Source organism: Microbacterium saperdae, from assembly GCF_006716345.1.
Classification (GTDB): domain Bacteria; phylum Actinomycetota; class Actinomycetes; order Actinomycetales; family Microbacteriaceae; genus Microbacterium; species Microbacterium saperdae.
Map to the genome: position 1 here is coordinate 360,599 of NZ_VFOX01000002.1, position 16,212 is coordinate 376,810.

15 protein-coding genes are annotated in these 16,212 nt (G+C 64.3%); 5 read left to right on the top strand and 10 right to left on the bottom strand.

Annotated elements, in window-relative coordinates:
- Positions 1-2: 2 nt before the first annotated feature.
- The 10 genes from FB560_RS16360 to rpmH all read right to left on the bottom strand — a co-directional run bounded on the left by FB560_RS16360 (position 3) and on the right by rpmH (position 8,779).
- A complete protein-coding gene (locus FB560_RS16360) occupies positions 3-338 on the bottom strand; it encodes a tryptophan synthase subunit alpha (protein ID WP_141873573.1) in 336 nt (111 codons plus the stop codon).
- A gap of 9 nt (positions 339-347) precedes the next feature.
- Positions 348-1,796 carry a sugar porter family MFS transporter gene (locus FB560_RS16365; protein ID WP_188895006.1) on the bottom strand — a complete coding sequence of 483 codons (1,449 nt, stop codon included), beginning with the start codon at positions 1,794-1,796 and terminating at the stop codon, positions 348-350.
- Positions 1,797-1,858: 62 nt separating this feature from the next.
- The gene (locus tag FB560_RS16370) at positions 1,859-2,821 is read right to left on the bottom strand and encodes a ParB/RepB/Spo0J family partition protein (protein ID WP_141873574.1); all 963 of its coding nucleotides are present in this window, start codon (positions 2,819-2,821) and stop codon (positions 1,859-1,861) included.
- Positions 2,821-3,747 (bottom strand): ParA family protein, encoded by a 927-nt coding sequence (locus FB560_RS16375; protein WP_141873575.1) that lies wholly within the window; start codon positions 3,745-3,747, stop codon positions 2,821-2,823. Before FB560_RS16375 ends, FB560_RS16370 begins: the two co-directional genes overlap by 1 nt.
- A 1,964-nt stretch (positions 3,748-5,711) precedes the next feature.
- Positions 5,712-6,344 carry a 16S rRNA (guanine(527)-N(7))-methyltransferase RsmG gene (rsmG, locus tag FB560_RS16380; RefSeq protein WP_141873576.1) on the bottom strand — a complete coding sequence of 211 codons (633 nt, stop codon included), beginning with the start codon at positions 6,342-6,344 and terminating at the stop codon, positions 5,712-5,714.
- A gap of 25 nt (positions 6,345-6,369) precedes the next feature.
- Positions 6,370-6,861, bottom strand: a complete 492-nt coding sequence (locus FB560_RS16385; protein ID WP_141873577.1) for a Jag family protein — start codon at positions 6,859-6,861, stop codon at positions 6,370-6,372.
- Positions 6,858-7,928 carry a membrane protein insertase YidC gene (gene yidC, locus FB560_RS16390; protein ID WP_141873578.1) on the bottom strand — a complete coding sequence of 357 codons (1,071 nt, stop codon included), beginning with the start codon at positions 7,926-7,928 and terminating at the stop codon, positions 6,858-6,860. Before yidC ends, FB560_RS16385 begins: the two co-directional genes overlap by 4 nt.
- 3 nt (positions 7,929-7,931) lie before the next feature.
- Positions 7,932-8,282 carry a membrane protein insertion efficiency factor YidD gene (gene yidD / locus FB560_RS16395; protein ID WP_141873579.1) on the bottom strand — a complete coding sequence of 117 codons (351 nt, stop codon included), beginning with the start codon at positions 8,280-8,282 and terminating at the stop codon, positions 7,932-7,934.
- Positions 8,279-8,635 carry a ribonuclease P protein component gene (rnpA, locus tag FB560_RS16400; protein ID WP_141873580.1) on the bottom strand — a complete coding sequence of 119 codons (357 nt, stop codon included), beginning with the start codon at positions 8,633-8,635 and terminating at the stop codon, positions 8,279-8,281. Before rnpA ends, yidD begins: the two co-directional genes overlap by 4 nt.
- Positions 8,636-8,641: 6 nt before the next feature.
- Positions 8,642-8,779 (bottom strand): 50S ribosomal protein L34, encoded by a 138-nt coding sequence (gene rpmH, locus FB560_RS16405; RefSeq protein ID WP_045278552.1) that lies wholly within the window; start codon positions 8,777-8,779, stop codon positions 8,642-8,644.
- A gap of 319 nt (positions 8,780-9,098) precedes the next feature.
- Between rpmH and dnaA the strand changes: the two genes are divergently transcribed.
- From dnaA to gyrB, 5 genes are all read left to right on the top strand, one after another.
- Positions 9,099-10,511 (top strand): chromosomal replication initiator protein DnaA, encoded by a 1,413-nt coding sequence (gene dnaA / locus FB560_RS16410; RefSeq protein ID WP_141873581.1) that lies wholly within the window; start codon positions 9,099-9,101, stop codon positions 10,509-10,511.
- A gap of 493 nt (positions 10,512-11,004) precedes the next feature.
- Positions 11,005-12,147 carry a DNA polymerase III subunit beta gene (gene dnaN, locus FB560_RS16415; RefSeq protein ID WP_141873582.1) on the top strand — a complete coding sequence of 381 codons (1,143 nt, stop codon included), beginning with the start codon at positions 11,005-11,007 and terminating at the stop codon, positions 12,145-12,147.
- Between the two features lie 73 nt (positions 12,148-12,220).
- The gene (gene recF / locus FB560_RS16420) at positions 12,221-13,444 is read left to right on the top strand and encodes a DNA replication/repair protein RecF (protein WP_141873583.1); all 1,224 of its coding nucleotides are present in this window, start codon (positions 12,221-12,223) and stop codon (positions 13,442-13,444) included.
- A complete protein-coding gene (locus FB560_RS16425) occupies positions 13,437-13,946 on the top strand; it encodes a DUF721 domain-containing protein (protein WP_141873584.1) in 510 nt (169 codons plus the stop codon). The genes recF and FB560_RS16425 overlap by 8 nt, the downstream gene beginning before the upstream one ends.
- 118 nt (positions 13,947-14,064) lie before the next feature.
- A complete protein-coding gene (gene gyrB / locus FB560_RS16430) occupies positions 14,065-16,179 on the top strand; it encodes a DNA topoisomerase (ATP-hydrolyzing) subunit B (RefSeq protein ID WP_229672915.1) in 2,115 nt (704 codons plus the stop codon).
- Positions 16,180-16,212 lie beyond the last annotated feature (33 nt).

The following is a 16,212-nucleotide window of genomic DNA, read 5'->3' on the forward strand; positions in this document are numbered from 1 at the left end:
CGTCAGGAGGCGTCGGCGACCGAAGGGTCCCAGCGCCAGTGGCGCTGCTTCTCGTCCAGGAGCCCCCAGACGGCCGGGGTGAGCTCCGGGTACTCCAGTGCGATCTGGCGCAGCACACGGTAGTGCCGAGCCGCGTTGGGGCGCACGCCGTCGTTCGCGGTGATGTTGTCTGCACGCAGGAGGTAGACCACGAGCTCGTCGACGCTCGGCAGCTCTTCCATGAACTCCCAGGGATCCTCACCGCCGAGGAGGCGCTCCTGGATGAGCACGGCGAGTTCGTCGGCAGCCTCTGCGCGCAGCACTTCCAGGCTGGCGCGGCGGGGGACGGACTCGGTCATACCTCCAGCCTACGCGCGCGTGCGACGTGGTCGGCGCTCGACCTTCACGTCCTCGCTCATCTCCTCGAGCTCTTTGCCCTTGGTCTCCGCCACCTGGAAGTAGACGAAGAAGAACGACAGCAGCGCGAAGAACGCGTAGAACCCGTAGGCGAACGGCAGGCCGATCTGCGCGAAGGCGGGGAAGGTCGTCGAGATGAAGAAGTTCGCCGCCCACTGGGCCGCTGCGGCGACGGCGAGGGCGCCGGCGCGGATCGAGTTCGGGAACATCTCACCCAGCAGGACCCAGACCAACGGGCCCCAGGTCGCGCCGAAGAAGACCACGAAGGCGTTGGCGCAGATCAGCGCCACCGTGGACCACGGATCGGGGAGCGTCACCGCACCGGCCGAGTCCAGGGTTCCGAACGAGAACGCGAGAGCCATCAGTCCGAGCGATATCGTCATCCCCACGGAGCCGACGAGCAGCATGATGCGCCGACCGACCTTGTCGACCAGCAGGATCGCCACGATCGTCACCACGATGTTGGTGACAGAAGTGATCACGGTGATCGTGAGGGCCTGCGCCTCACCGAATCCGACGGACTGCCACAGGGTCGTCGAGTAGTAGAAGATCACGTTGATGCCGACGAACTGCTGGAAGACGGAGAGCAGGATGCCGACCCACACGATCGGCTTCAGACCGAAGCGATTGCCCCGCAGGTCGCGCAACGATTCCGAGCGTTCCGTGTTGATCGTGCCGGTGATCTCCTTGATCTTCGCGTCGACGTCGACGGTGCCCGTGACGGCGGTCAGAACCTCGGATGCCTTCTCCAGCTGCCCCTTGGCGACCAGATAGCGCGGAGACTCCGGCAGACGCAGCGCCATGACGCCGTAGACGATCGCGGGGATCGCTTCGGCGATGAACATCCACCGCCACGCGTACAGGCCCCAGAGGGGCTCTGCCGCTCCTCCGGCGACATCCGCGAGCATCGCGTCGGACAGCAGCGCCACGAAGATGCCGGTGACGATCGCGAGCTGCTGGAGAGAACCCAGTCGACCGCGCATACGGGCCGGCGAGACCTCGGCGATGTAGGCCGGGGCGATGACGGATGCCGCTCCCACACCGAGTCCGCCCACGACGCGCCAGATGATGAGGTCGACGACGCTGAACGCGAGGCCGGAGCCGATCGAAGAGACGAGGAACAGGATGGCGGCGGCCACCATGATCGGGATGCGTCCGTAGCGGTTGGCGAGGGGGCCTGCGAACCAGGCTCCCACCGCACAGCCGATCAGTGCGGAGGATACGGCGAACCCCTTGAGCCCGACCCCGAGGTCGAAGCCCGACCCGGCGCCCGCGAGAGCATCCACCGCCCCGTTGATCACCGCGGTGTCGAACCCGAACAGGAACCCGCCCAGTGCCGCCGCGATGCTGATCGCGATCACGCGACCCTTCAGAGCTGAACCCGATGGTGTCGCTGACATGATGTCCTCCCCGACGTCTGTTGAGGGGAGTCTAGGCCTGTCGCGGTCCGCGCGGGATGGTGTCAGCTCTTGCCGTAACCTTCTTCGCCGAGCTCCTCGAGAATCCGATTCAGATCCTGAATTGAAGCGAAATCGATCGTGACCTGGCCTTTACGTGCGCCGAGTGTGATCTTCACCCGCGTGTTCAGGCGATCGCCGAGCTTCCCGGCGACCTCGTCGAGGTAGGCGCGTCGCGCACCGGGCGTCGGCTTCGGCATGGACCCTGCCACTGCCGGCTGGTGCTTGGCGACCTCTTCTGTCGCCCGGACCGACAGATCCTCGTTCACGACCTTGTCGGCGAGGCGCTGCATGGCCTCGGCGTTGTCGAGGCTCAGGATCGCCCGCGCATGTCCGGCAGTCAATACGCCCGCCGCCACACGCTGCTGCACGGGGACCGGAAGCTTGAGCAGACGGATCGTGTTGCTGATCTGAGGACGCGACCGCCCGATCCGCGTGGCCAGCTCCTCCTGCGTGATGCCGAAGTCCTCCAGCAGCTGCTGGTAGGCCGACGCCTCTTCCAGAGGGTTCAGCTCGGAACGGTGCAGGTTCTCGAGCAGGGCGTCACGAAGCAGATCCTCATCGGCGGTCTCGCGCACGATCGCGGGGATGGTCTCCAGTCCGGCCTCACGCGCCGCACGGGTACGCCGCTCCCCCATGATGAGCTCGTAGTCGCCGTCGGAGTTCTTGCGCACCACGACGGGCTGGAGCACACCGAACTCGCGCACGCTGTGCACCAGCTCTGCGAGGTCCTCGACGTTGAAGTGCGTGCGGGGCTGACGGGGGTTGGGGACGATCTTCTGCGGATCGACCTGCACCAGGTGGATACCGGGGACCGCGGCCAGATCGGCATCCACTGCCGGTGCCGTGCTCTCCGGCGACGGGCGCAGACTGGCGCCCGGGAAGAACACATCCACGGGACGCTCGGACTGATCGGCGGTGGGGATGAGAGCGCCGATTCCACGGCCCAATCCAGTGCGCTTCGCCATCATTTCTCCTTGCTCTGCGTCGCCGTACGCGACGCGATCTCGACAGCGGCCTCGCGATACGCGATCGCTCCGGCGGATTGCCCATCGTAGGCGATCACGGTCTGACCGAAACTCGGCGCCTCCGATACCCGCACCGAGCGCGGGATCACGGTTTCGAGCACCTGGTTCGGGAAGTGAGTGCGTACCTCGTCCGCGACCTGCTGCGCGAGACGCGTGCGGCCGTCGAACATCGTCAGCAGAATCGTGGACAGGTGGAGCGCCGGGTTGAGGTGCTTCTGGATCATCTGGATGCTGCCGAGAAGCTGGCTGAGCCCCTCCAGTGCGTAGTACTCGCACTGAATGGGGATGAACACCTCGGACGCTGCCGTGAACGCGTTGATCGTCAGCAGGCCCAGGGAGGGCGGGCAGTCGATGATCACGAAGTCTATCGGGCTGTCCGTGAGGTAGTCCTCCAGTGCCCGACGCAGACGATGCTCGCGTGCTACCTGGGCGACGAGTTCGATCTCGGCGCCGGCGAGGTGGATCGTGCTCGGCGCACAGAAGAGGTTCGGATTCTCCGGGCTCTGCTGAATGATGTCAGCGAGCGGGAACTCCTCGATCAGCACGTCGTAGACGCTCGGGACATCCGCGCTGTGGGGTACCCCGAGCGCGGTCGATGCGTTGCCCTGTGGATCGAGGTCGATCACCAGGACCTTGGCGCCGAGTCCCGCCAGCGCGGAAGCGACGTTGACGGCGGTGGTCGTCTTTCCGACGCCACCCTTTTGGTTGGACACCGTCAGCACACGAGTGTCCCCGGAGAAGTCCACCTTCGTGGATTCCAGGGCGCGTCGCCGAGCGGAGAGGTCTGCGAGTTCCCGCGCGAGCGGTGTATCCATACCGAACGAATCGTTCGAGGATGCCTTTTCGGACTGTTTCACGTGAAACATCCACTCCTTTCGGGGCCGCGTTCCACTCTAATCGCTGGGAGGGACGTTGATTCACGCAAGATCGGGCGTTCTGAGGCTTCTCCGAGGCCTCTGTGTGATTTCGTGACTGCTGGCGCCTGTCTGGGCAGGATGGGGCGGTGCCCCTCGCGGTCGACGCACCTCGCGGTGATGAGTCGACGCCACCGGCAAGGGTTCCCGTGCTGTCGGAACGCCGGGCTCAGGGTCTACGGTTCCCCGTCCGCTCGGATTGCGGCCAGCGCAGACCTCCCCGCACCCGCGATGTCCAAATGGACGCCGTGATTCGCACGCGCATTGACCAGGAGCTGTGAGGCGGCATGCCCTGCGGATGCCCACGGGAGGAGACATCACATGCAGGGTCGTTCAGCTACAGTCTCGTGTCCTCCAGCGGCTCAGGCGGAACCGGCATCCGCACGAGGAGACGGAGGGTGCCTGCGCCGGTGCCATGTTTCACGTGAAACGTGCTGATGCGCCCCGCTGATGACGCCAGCCCTGAGCGCGACCGATCAGCGTGAAGCCCTCCCCGATCACGCATCGCTGCGGCCCTGGCTAAGATCCTGTTTCACGTGAAACATCGCGGGCCTGTCCGTGGCGGAGCTGCTCGTGGACGTGGATGGCTCACTGATCGGTAGACGGCGGACCAAACCACCTCTCGCCCCGCCTTCTGCCAACCCACCCCGTCATCGCCATCTCTACCAACTGCCCTTTACAACGCGGTCTCCACCGACCGGCCTCTACAGCGCCGCCAACGCGCACGGCGCGCATCCTCGACCCGACCAGCCATCCCCCGAAGATCGTGCAGGCATACCGCTCGGTGGGCGACTCGCAGAACCGCTTGGGAGCCACTGCCCCACCCTGGAGCCGCTCAGCACCAGAAGGCGCCCTCGGCAACTGGGTAGCCCAAAGCGTGTTTCACGTGAAACACCACTCCTGCGCCCTCACCACGTGCGCGGAGTTCCCAGACGAGCACCTTCGGGCTCGTGGGTAACGCGGCCCAATCCCTGGCGGTGAGACCCATGGTTCATGTTTCACGTGAAACACGGTGCCTTATCCGGACTCCTGGAGACCGAGAGGAATGCGGTCTACACCTGTGGATGGATCTGTGGAGCAACAGGCCGGCCGAGTGCGAGATGCCACGAGCTCCCAGCGACAAGCCCCCGTATTCCGCATGAATCAAGGGCATCGGCGCCCTTCCTCACCTCGCATCCCCAGTTCGTGCACCCTGTGGATAACGTGCACGAGAAACACATAGCCAGCACATCGCATCGCCATTACCCCAGTCATCGCGCTCGCCCTGTTTCACGTGAAACATCCCCTCATCGCAAGCATGACTCCCCCGCAACAAGTCCTGGCCGCCAGCGCCATACCTCCCGCGGCAACACCCCTGCGCCCCCCGCGCGGTGTCCCTCACACAGTGACTCCTCACCCTTCACATACGCGACGGCTCCTCAGCAGAAGAAGTTTCGGGAAGCTCAACGCGAGCAAATGTTTCACGTGAAACACCTTTTCGCCGCTCCTCACCACCCTTCAGAAGGGACACCCACGGCAGGTCAAGTCGCCCTCTCCACTCAGGCGATCGATCATCCCCGATGACCCCAATGTCCTGACCCGCATGTTTCACGTGAAACATGCGCAAGAACGAGCGTCGGCGTTGCGCAGGCACCCCCACATCCGCACACAGCCAGCCGTGGAGCAAAGCGACACGCTGCCCCCACGCCCCCATCGATAGACATTGGTCGACGCACCTCACGTTCCGAAGGACGCGCGGATGACGGGATGCTCCCGGAGTGAGCATCGGGAGGGGCCCCGCTTGCGGGGAGGGTGCCCGTTCTGCGAACGAAGGGAGCATCCCGTCATCCACCCACAAGCACTCAACGAGCCACGGACCAGCATCAACAAGCGATCCGCCAGACAGCATGTTTCACGTGAAACATGGTCGAGGCGAACTACCGCACAACCGCCCGCACCACACGAGTGCTCTCGGAAAGCACCCCTTCACCCAGTACCTCGACGCGTACATTCGACAGCCGGAACTTCTTGATGGGCTTCTGTGCCGCATCGATCTCGTTCGCCGCGTTCATGCCCTTGAAGAGAGCGAGCTCTCCCCCGTCTTTGACCAGGGGCGCCGTGAGAGGGATGAGGGTACGCAACGCACTGACAGCTCGGGCGGTCACGACATCGAATCCCTCGGGGCGCTGCACTTCTTCAGCGCGAGCACGGTGCACCTCGACGTTATCCAGCCCGAGCTCGGCCACCTGCTCGTTGAGCCAGTTCACTCGGCGCTCCATGGGATCGATCAGCGTCCACTGCACATCGGGTCGCGCGATCGCGAGCACCAGCCCGGGGAGTCCCGCACCGGAGCCGATGTCTGCCACCGACCCGTAGAAGAGCGGTGCGCCGATCACGCTGTTCAGGATGTGCCGCGTCCACAGGCGAGGAAGTTCGAGTGGACCGATCAGGCCACGCTCCTCACCTTCTCGTGCGAGCGCATCCGTGAAAGCCCGTGCGACATCGATCCGGTCTCCGAAGAGCTCCGCCGCGATCGCCGGCTCGGTCTCGAGGCCGGTCATGAACGGCATCCCGAAGAATGTTTCACGTGAAACATCAACGACGGCGGAGAACCGTGTGCCGGTCTGCGCCCTCACCGTAGGACTCCGACACCAGGCCGCGGTCCGAAGCGATGTCATGAACGAGCTTGCGCTCGTAGCTCGACATGGCCGGGAGGGATGCCTGCGACGACCCCTCGTCGAGCTTCGTCGCAGCAGCGTCGACGAGCGTCTCCAGCTGACGGCGACGGATGTCGCGCGATCCTCCGATGTCGAGGATGAGGCGGGAGAATGCGCCGGTCTTGTTCTGCACGGCAAGCCGAGTCAGCTCCTGCAGAGCCTGCACGGTGTCGGGCGCGGAGAGCAGAGCAAGGCCGTCATCCTCCGCTTCCACCGACACATAGGCACGACCCTGGCGAACGTCCAGGTTCAGGTCACCGTCGATGTCTGCGATGTCGAGGAGTTCCTCGAGGTAGTCCGCAGCGACATCGCCTTCGTTCTCGAGCTGAGCCACCGTGGGCTCGACGCTCTCCGTCACGCTCTCGGTCATGAGGCGCTCCCCTTCTTCTTCGCACGCTTCTTGCCAACGGGCTGCTGACGCTTGGGAGCCTCGGCCTTCGCCTTCTCGACTTCCTCGAGCTTGCGCTGCTGCTCCGCCTCGAAGACCGACATCGGAACGACCTTGCCCGAGGCATCGATGGCCTTGCCCTTGCGAGCCAGGCGCTCTTCACGAGCCTTCGCCGCTTCGGACCCGGGGGTCGGCATCTCGCGGATGACGAGGAACTGCTGTCCCATGGTCCAGAGGTTCGAGATGAACCAGTACACGACGACGCCGAGCGGGAAGAAGACACCGGAGAAGATGAAGCCCAGGGGCAGCACGTACAGCATGATCTTCTGCATCTGGTACGCCTGGCCGGTCTTGGCCTCGGGCGAAAGGTTCTTGGAGATGATCTGCAGCTGAGTGAAGAACTGCGAACCGATCATGAGCACGACGAGCGTGACGAGGATGATGATCGCCGTGGTGTTGCCGGTGTCAACGGCATTCCCGAGCGTCTCGTGCAGTGAGGCCACCCCGAAGAGCTTCGCGTCGTAGAACTGCTGGGTGAGTTCCGGGTTGAGGAGCCCCACTCCTCCGATGCTGTCCTTCGCGTGCTTGCTGACATCGCTCAGCACGCTGAAGAGGGAGAAGAAGATCGGCATCTGCACCAGCAGAGGCAGGCAGCTCGACATCGGCGTCGTGCCGTGCTTCTTGTACAGGGCCATGGTCTCGCGGCTCATCGCCTCACGAGACAGCTGATCCTTCTTGCCGCGATACTTCTCCTGAACTTTTCGCAGCTCAGGAGCAATTTCCATCATCTTTCGCTGACTCTTGATCTGCTTCACGAAGAGCGGGATCAGAGCAGCGCGAACGACGATGACGAGACCGACGATCGACAGCACCCACGTGAGCCCAGATGCCGCCGGCAGACCGACCGCGGTGAGCAGCCAGTGCCATGCGACGAGAATCAGCTCGACGACCCACTTCAGCGGCCACAGAATGGTGCCGAGCAGATCGAAACCTCCCGCTGCGGGGGCGTCGCTGGGAGTTGTGCTGGCTAGCAGGAGATCAAGACCCACTGATCAGTCCTTTCGGGCAGGGACGACGAAACCGCGAGCAGTCAGGTCGTAGCGGAAGTGCTTGTGCGGCTGAACGTCATCGACGCCACCGCGAGACCAAGGGTTGCAACGGAGGATGCGCCAGGCTGAGACCAGGGATCCCCGCACAGCGCCGTGCTGTTGCACTGCACCTACAGCGTAGGCGGAACACGAGGGGTAGTACGCACAGACATCTCCATATAGAGGGGAGATCACCGTGCGGTATCCCGAGAGGAATCCCAGCACCAGATTGCGGGGGATGAGCGGGATGCTCCGCAGCAGGTCACGACCCTGCAGATGCGCCTCGCCGATCGACGAGGCCGGAAGAGCCGTCATGCCCGTACCTCGACAGGCGCGGTACTCAGTCGACCGAGGCAGCGGTTCACATCCGCACTCAGTTCGGCATAGGTCGCGGTGGCAGACGCAGGAAGGGCACGGATGACGACATCCGTGCCCTCGGGGACGCGCGGCAGCGCCTCCGCACAGACGGCTTTGAGCCGTCGACGTACGGAGTTGCGCACCACGGCGTTCCCCACCTGCTTGCTGATGATGAAACCGAACCGTGCAGCGGTGCTCTCGCCCGTCGACAACATCGAGGTCACGACGCGCGCCCCGCCACAACGGGATCCACGTCGAACGACCAGTCGATAGTCGCTCCCGCGGGTCAGCCGATACGGGCGGGCGAGCACAGCGGACTACGCGGAGAGCTCGGTGCGGCCCTTCGCGCGACGAGCGGCGAGGATGCCGCGGCCGGCGCGGGTGCGCATGCGAGCACGGAAGCCGTGCTTCTTGGCACGACGACGGTTGTTGGGCTGGAAGGTGCGCTTAGTCATGGAATCACTCCGGGAATGCTGCCACCGGGTTCACTGCGACCGGAGACATGGGGTACTGCCAAAAATGGCATAAGTCAACCAAGTAAGGGTACGTCTTGGCGGCGCGCAGAGCAAATCTGCGCGCTGAGGCATACGGCGTCCAGAGTGAACCGCACAGCCATTATCCACAACCCCGAGCAACTCGGCGGGTACAACACGCTCGCGTGTTTTCAAGGGCAGGTTGCCGTTCACAGCCGGGATGACTACCGTGGCAGAGCAAGTTATCCACAGGGGACCGCGGCATCGGGGAACCCACATCGAAACCCCCGCGCGGAGCGTCATGTCCACACCAGCCCAGCCCGACGTTCCGATCTGGACCACGGTGCAGGAGCTGCTGGAGTCCGACGATCGCGTCACTCCCCAGCTGCAGGGATTCCTCAGCCTCGCCGTCCCGGCCGGCGTGATGGCGGCGACTCTGTACCTCGAGGTCCCCAACGACCTCACGGCGGCGCAGATCAACAAGAGACTGCGCCTCCCCATCATGGAAGCGCTGACGCATCTCGGTGACGAGGTCACTGCCTTCCGCGTCGTGGTGAACCACGAGCTCGCGGAACAGCCGACCGCCCCGATCCCCGTGAGTGAGTTCGGGCGGCAGGACGGCGACTTCGCCCGTCAGGACCACGTCCGCGTCGAATCCCCCATGGAACAGCCGACGCCCATGCGGCACGAATCGCGACTCAACCCGAAGTACACCTTCGACAACTTCGTGATCGGTCAGTCCAACCGGTTCGCCCACGCCGCCGCGGTCGCGGTGGCCGAGGCGCCGGCCAAGGCGTACAACCCTCTCTTCATCTATGGGGACTCGGGACTCGGCAAGACACACCTCCTGCATGCGATCGGCGACTACGCACAGTCCCTCTACCCGGGCGTCAAGGTGCGGTACGTCTCGAGCGAGGAATTCACGAACGACTTCATCAACTCGATCGCGAACAACCGCGGTGCGGCATTCCAGGCGCGCTACCGCGAGGTCGACATCCTCCTGATCGACGACATCCAGTTCCTCCAGGGGCGGGCCGAAACCCAGGAGGCGTTCTTCCACACCTTCAACACCCTGCACGACCACAACAAGCAGGTGGTGATCACCAGCGATGTCGCGCCGAAGCACCTGACGGGGTTCGAGGACCGGATGCGCAGCCGCTTCGAGTGGGGCCTCATCACCGACGTGCAGGCCCCCGACCTCGAGACGCGTATCGCGATCCTCCGCAAGAAGGCGCAGAGCGAGGCGCTTCACATCCCCGACGAGGTGCTGGAGTACATCGCCACCGTCGTCTCCTCCAACATCCGCGAGCTCGAGGGGGCGCTGATCCGCGTCTCGGCCTTCGCGAGTCTGAACCGGTCGGCACTCGACATCTCGCTCGCGCAGACAGTGCTGCGCGACATCATCGACACGGCGGAAGACAACATCATCTCGCCGACCGACATCATCACCGCGACCGCGCAGTACTTCAAGCTCACGGTCGACGATCTCTACGGGTCGAGCAGATCGCAGCAGATCGCCACATCCCGCCAGATCGCGATGTACCTCTGCCGGGAGCGGACGAGCCTCTCGCTGCCGAAGATCGGTCAGCTCTTCGGGAACCGCGACCACACGACGGTGATGTACGCCTATAAGAAGATCAGCGAACTCATGAAGGAGCGTCGCTCGATCTACAACCAGGTCACCGAGATCACCACGCAGCTCGGTCGACGCTGACCCCACGTCGACTCCGAAGAGGGGGACACCGCATCCGTTCGGGTGAGGTGTCCCCCTTTTTGCTGACTTGACACGCCAACGAGGCCTCAGATAAATGCGTCTATGCACATGTGGATAACTTGTGGATGACTGTTGAACAGCGAGGCCTGGATGTGGGCTGATCGACCAAACCTGTGGATAACTTCGGGGAAGTCCAGAAGGCCTCGATCCCTCCCCACCCCCGGTTTCCTCAGGGATTCCACAAGTGACAACTGTGTAGTTCCTTACTCCCGACAGCTATCCACCGAGTTATCCACAGAATCCACAGCTGTTAACACCGTTAAGGAGTTAAACCAGTTAAGGCGCGATCCGATCACCAGAGAGTGTGAAAACCGGGATCCGAATCACAAATCCCTCGGGCGTAGGGATACGTGTGACTGTGGGGCTAGCATGGGAAGCCCTGCACAGGGAAAGACGACGACACGCGTCGCAGAATGACGACAAGGGAGCACCCGTGAGGTTTCAGGTCAACCGCGATGTCTTCAGTGAGGCCGTGTCGTTCGTCGTCAAGCTTCTGCCGCAGCGCAATCCGCAGCCGATCCTCGCCGGAGTGCTGATCGAGGCGGACGGTTCGGGCCTCACGCTCTCGGCCTTCGACTACGAGGCATCCGCTCGCACGACCATCGAAGCCACGGTCGACACTCCGGGCACGATCCTGGTCCACGGCCGCCTGCTCTCCGACATCGCGAGCCGTCTTCCGAACGCGCCGATCGAGATCGCCGTCGAGGAGGACGGCGGGATCACCGTCACGTGCGGATCCGCACGTTTCACGCTCGCCGCCATGCCTGTCGAGGAATATCCTTCGATCCCCGAAGTCTCCGGTTCCTCGGGCGTCGTCCCGGCCGACGATTTCGGCACCGCGATCTCGCAGGTGGGCTTCGCCGCTTCTCGCGACGACGTGACTCCGGTCCTCACCGGTGTCCAGCTCGAGGTGTCGGGTCACAACCTCAGCCTCGTCGCGACGGACCGCTACCGTGTCTCGCTCCGTGACGTGCCGTGGGATGGAGAGACCGTCGAGACGACCGCTCTCGTTCCCGCACGCACCCTGCTCGAAGTCGGAAAGACCTTCGGCCATGCGGGTACGATCCAGATCGCCTTCTCCGGGGCCGGCGACCGCGAGATCATCGCCTTCACCGCAGGCAACAAGACCGTCACATCGCTCCTGATCAAGGGCAATTTCCCGCCTGTTCGCCGCTTGTTCCCCGAGCAGACCGATCACTACGCCGTCGTCAACACGGCTGATCTGGTCGAGGCCGTGCGCCGTGTGGCTCTGGTGCTCGACCGGGCAGCTCCGCTGCGTTTCACCTTCTCGAACGACAGCGTGACCATGGACGCGTCCGGCAGCGAGCACGCACGGGCATCCGAGTCGGTCGACGCGATCCTCAACGGCGGCGAAGAGGTCACCCTCGGCCTGAACCCGCAGTACCTGATCGAGGCGCTCGGCGCGGTGAAGAGCGAGTTCGTCCGCGTGACGTTCACCTCGAGCGACAATGCCAACAAGCTGAGCCCGGTCCTCATCACGAGCCAGACGTCGGTCGACCAGGCCGGACTGGATTCCTTCAAGTACCTGCTGCAGCCCAACCTGCTCCTGCGCTGATCCGGGCTGCTCTCAGGGGGCGTCCCCCACTCGTCGTGTGTCCGGTGTCAGACGCCGAAGGTAGTGTGAACCCGTGATTGTGGAGCACCTGAGTCTGGTCGATTTCCGCAATTACGCGACCGCGGAACTCACCCTGCATTCGGGACCGAACGTTCTCGTCGGCCTCAACGGACAGGGCAAGACGAATCTGGCAGAAGCGGTCGTCTTCCTTGCGACGCTCGGTTCTCACCGGGTGTCGTCCGATGCGCCGATGGTGCGTGACGGGCAGGACTACGCGATCATCCGTGCTCGTCTCTCGCACGGGGAACGTCGCGTGCTGGTCGAGGTGCAGTTGAACCGCCAGGGATCGAACAAGGCGCGCATCAACGGGTCGCCGTCGAAGACGAACGAGCTCCCCCGGTACGCGCATGTCGTGCTCTTCGCGCCGGAGGACCTGCAGATCGTGCGCGGGGATCCGTCGTCTCGGCGCCGTTTCGTCGATCAGCTGCTGATCCAGCGCACTCCCCGGCTCTCCGCCGTCCTCGCCGACTACGACCGGGTGCTCAAGCAGCGCAATGCCCTGCTGAAGTCCGCGCGGGCGCGGGGTATCAAGGGTGAGGCGCTGAGCACACTCGACGTGTGGGACGACAAGCTCGTCTCACTCGGATCCGAGATCATCGTCGCTCGGCAGCGATTGGCCGCCGATCTGCAGAAACCGGTGGCGGATGCGTACGCGGCGATCGCCGGCGCGGATCATCGACCGCAGCTCGAGTGGGCCTTGTCGGTGCGGGGCGCCGATCCGGAAGAGGATGCCGGTCGTCCGGAGGCGGAGGGCGCTGCGGCGGTGGAGACCTCCGCAGACATCGCCGAGATGTTCCGCTCGTCGCTCCTTGCGAAACGGTCGAGCGAGCTCGACCGCGGTCTGACGCTGACCGGACCCCATCGTGATGACCTGATCCTGCGCGTGCGTTCTCTGCCGGTGAAGGGGTACGCGTCGCACGGCGAGTCGTGGTCGGTCGCGCTCGCGCTGCGCCTCGCCTCGGCGGAACTGCTCCGCAGCGAGTCGCCGGCGGGCGATCCCGTACTGATCCTCGACGACGTGTTCGCCGAACTCGACGCCAACCGCCGTCAGCGCCTGGCCGATCTCACGGCGGGTTACGAGCAGGTGGTGGTCACCGCGGCCGTGGAGGAGGATATTCCTGAGGTGCTGCACGCGCATGTGGTGCGTATCGACGCAGGCACCATCAGCGACGACCGTGTCCCTTCGGCACCGTCAGAGGCCCAGAACGAATCGGATGAGGAGGCGACGGATGATTGACATCAGCACGAACGCCGCCGCGGCATCCGACGCCCCCGAGACGGTGTCCACATACCTGCGACTGCGGGGTCTCAAGCCCAGCTCGAATTCCTGGAAGCGCAAGCGCCGCATCCGCGACGACGATGACAACGCGCCGTTCACCCCCGGTCGCGATCCCGGAACGCTGGGCGATGTGCTCGACAAGCTCAGTCGGGACTCCGGATGGCAGACCACGCTCGCCCGCGAGGATCTGGTGCGTCAGTGGGCGGATCTCGCCGGTGCCGACACCGCGAAGCACTCCGAGCCGGTCTCGCTCGAGCGCGGTCTGCTCACGGTCAAGTGCGATTCCACGGCCTGGGCGAAGAACCTCCAGTACATGCGCGCGACCATCGTCACGGAGATCGGCCGGCGCTATCCCGATGCCGGCGTGGAGAACCTGCGCTTCATCGGACCGGACGTTCCCTCCTGGAAATGGGGTCCCAGAGCCGTCCCAGGGCGGGGCCCGCGCGATACCTACGGGTAGGACACCATCGGCAGGGTCCAGACGGCTCAGAGGCCCACACGCGGCCGTTGAGCGGCATTTCACGACAAAACCCGGCTAGAATGGGAGTTCGTGATATCGATGTGGAGAATGCCCTCTGATGACGCCTGAATCCCCTGCTGACGAGACGGAATCCAACACCGAGGGAACCTCGAACCCTTCGACCGGCTCAGAGACCCAGACACCGGCAGACGAGGGAACCCAGTCCACGTCGATCTCCCCGAAGGTGAAGCAGCCCGGCGAGTACGGTGCGGACTCGATCCAGATCCTGGAAGGCCTCGAGGCCGTTCGCAAACGTCCTGGTATGTACATCGGATCCACGGGTCCGCGAGGTCTTCATCACCTGGTCTACGAGATCGTCGACAACTCGGTCGATGAGGCGCTGGCCGGCTATGCCGACACCATCCTCGTCACGATGCTCGCCGACGGCGGGGTGCGTGTCGTCGACAACGGTCGCGGCATCCCCGTCGATCCGCACTCCTCCGACCCGACCAAGTCGACGGTCGAGGTCGTGCTGACGATCCTGCACGCGGGTGGAAAGTTCGGCGGCGGCGCCTACGCCGTCTCCGGCGGTCTGCACGGTGTGGGTTCCTCGGTCGTGAACGCGCTTTCGACGCGCTTCGACGTCGAGGTCAAGCAGAAGGGCTTCGTCTGGCGGCACAGCTTCGCCAACGGCGGCGCCCCGCAGCAGAAGCTCGAGAAGGGCGAGGCCACCGACGAGACCGGAACGACGATCACGTTCTGGCCGGACGCCGAGATCTTCACCGAGACGATCGAGTTCGACTACGACACGCTGCGCACACGCTTCCAGCAGATGGCGTTCCTGAACAAGGGGCTGCGCATCGACCTGCGCGACGAGCGTCCGCAGTCGGCGTATGAGATCGAGGTCGACGGGCAGACGGTCTCGAAGCAGCCGGGCGACGTCTTCTTCTACGAGCGCGGTCTCGTCGACTACGTCGAGTACCTGAACAAGGTGCGCCATGCCGAGGTCGTGAACGAGGAGATCATCGCGTTCGAGTCCGAGGACATCGCGCGCAAGATCTCGCTCGAGGTCGCGATGCAGTGGACGACCTCGTACACCGAGAACGTCTTCACCTACGCGAACACCATCAACACGCACGAGGGTGGCACGCACGAGGAGGGCTTCCGTGCGGCGCTCACGACCCTGGTGAACAAGTACGCGCGTGCGAACAACATCCTCAAGGAGAAGGACGACAACCTCTCCGGTGATGACGTGCGCGAGGGACTCACCGCGGTCATCTCGATCAAGCTCGGTGAGCCGCAGTTCGAGGGTCAGACGAAGACCAAGCTCGGCAACACCGAGGCGAAGGCGTTCGTGCAGAAGGTCGTGGGCGATCAGCTCGGTGACTGGTTCGACCGCAATCCGACGCAGGCGAAGAACATCATCCGCAAGGCGCTCGACGCCGCGACCGCCCGCCTCGCCGCTCGCAAGGCGCGCGAGACCGCCCGCCGCAAGAGCGTCTTCGAGTCTGCTGCGATGCCGGACAAGCTCAAGGATTGCACCAGCAAGGACCCGTCGATCAGCGAGATCTTCCTCGTCGAGGGTGACTCCGCAGGTGGCTCAGCCGTGCAGGGTCGCGACCCGCACACCCAGGCGATCCTGGCGCTGCGAGGCAAGATCCTCAACGTCGAGCGCGCGCGCCTCGACAAGGCGCTCGGCAACAAGGAAGTCCAGGCGATGATCCAGGCCTTCGGCACGGGCATCGGTGAAGAATTCGACATCGAGAAGGCGCGCTATCACAAGATCGTGCTGATGGCCGATGCCGACGTCGACGGTCAGCACATCACGACGCTGCTGCTCACGCTGCTGTTCCGCTACATGCGCGGTCTCATCGAGGCGGGTTTCGTCTACCTCGCGATGCCGCCGCTGTACCGCCTGAAGTGGTCGAACTCGGCGCACGAGTACGTGTTCAGCGATGCCGAACGCGACGCCCTGCTCAAGCACGGTCTCGACAACGGCAAGCGCATCCCGAAGGATGCCGGCATCCAGCGCTACAAGGGTCTCGGTGAGATGAACCCGAAGGAGCTGTGGGAGACCACGATGGATCACTCCACTCGTACGCTCCAGCAGATCACGATCGAGGATGCCGCTGCCGCCGACGAGATCTTCAGCGTGCTGATGGGTGAGGACGTCGAATCCCGACGCAGCTTCATCCAGCGCAACGCCAAGGACGTCCGCTTCCTCGACATCTAGTGGAGACCTGGGTCCCTGAGCTCGTCGAAGGGA

Coding starts and splice junctions, on each gene's coding strand:
- FB560_RS16375 (WP_141873575.1), bottom strand. CDS start 3,747: ATGTTTCACGTGAAACAGTCCGAAAAGGCATCCTCGAACGATTCGTTC.
- FB560_RS16360 (WP_141873573.1), bottom strand. CDS start 338: ATGACCGAGTCCGTCCCCCGCCGCGCCAGCCTGGAAGTGCTGCGCGCA.
- FB560_RS16385 (WP_141873577.1), bottom strand. CDS start 6,861: ATGACCGAGAGCGTGACGGAGAGCGTCGAGCCCACGGTGGCTCAGCTC.
- FB560_RS16425 (WP_141873584.1), top strand. CDS start 13,437: ATGATTGACATCAGCACGAACGCCGCCGCGGCATCCGACGCCCCCGAG.
- rpmH (WP_045278552.1), bottom strand. CDS start 8,779: ATGACTAAGCGCACCTTCCAGCCCAACAACCGTCGTCGTGCCAAGAAG.
- rsmG (WP_141873576.1), bottom strand. CDS start 6,344: ATGCCGTTCATGACCGGCCTCGAGACCGAGCCGGCGATCGCGGCGGAG.
- dnaA (WP_141873581.1), top strand. CDS start 9,099: ATGTCCACACCAGCCCAGCCCGACGTTCCGATCTGGACCACGGTGCAG.
- FB560_RS16370 (WP_141873574.1), bottom strand. CDS start 2,821: ATGGCGAAGCGCACTGGATTGGGCCGTGGAATCGGCGCTCTCATCCCC.
- yidD (WP_141873579.1), bottom strand. CDS start 8,282: ATGACGGCTCTTCCGGCCTCGTCGATCGGCGAGGCGCATCTGCAGGGT.
- gyrB (WP_229672915.1), top strand. CDS start 14,065: ATGACGCCTGAATCCCCTGCTGACGAGACGGAATCCAACACCGAGGGA.
- FB560_RS16365 (WP_188895006.1), bottom strand. CDS start 1,796: ATGTCAGCGACACCATCGGGTTCAGCTCTGAAGGGTCGCGTGATCGCG.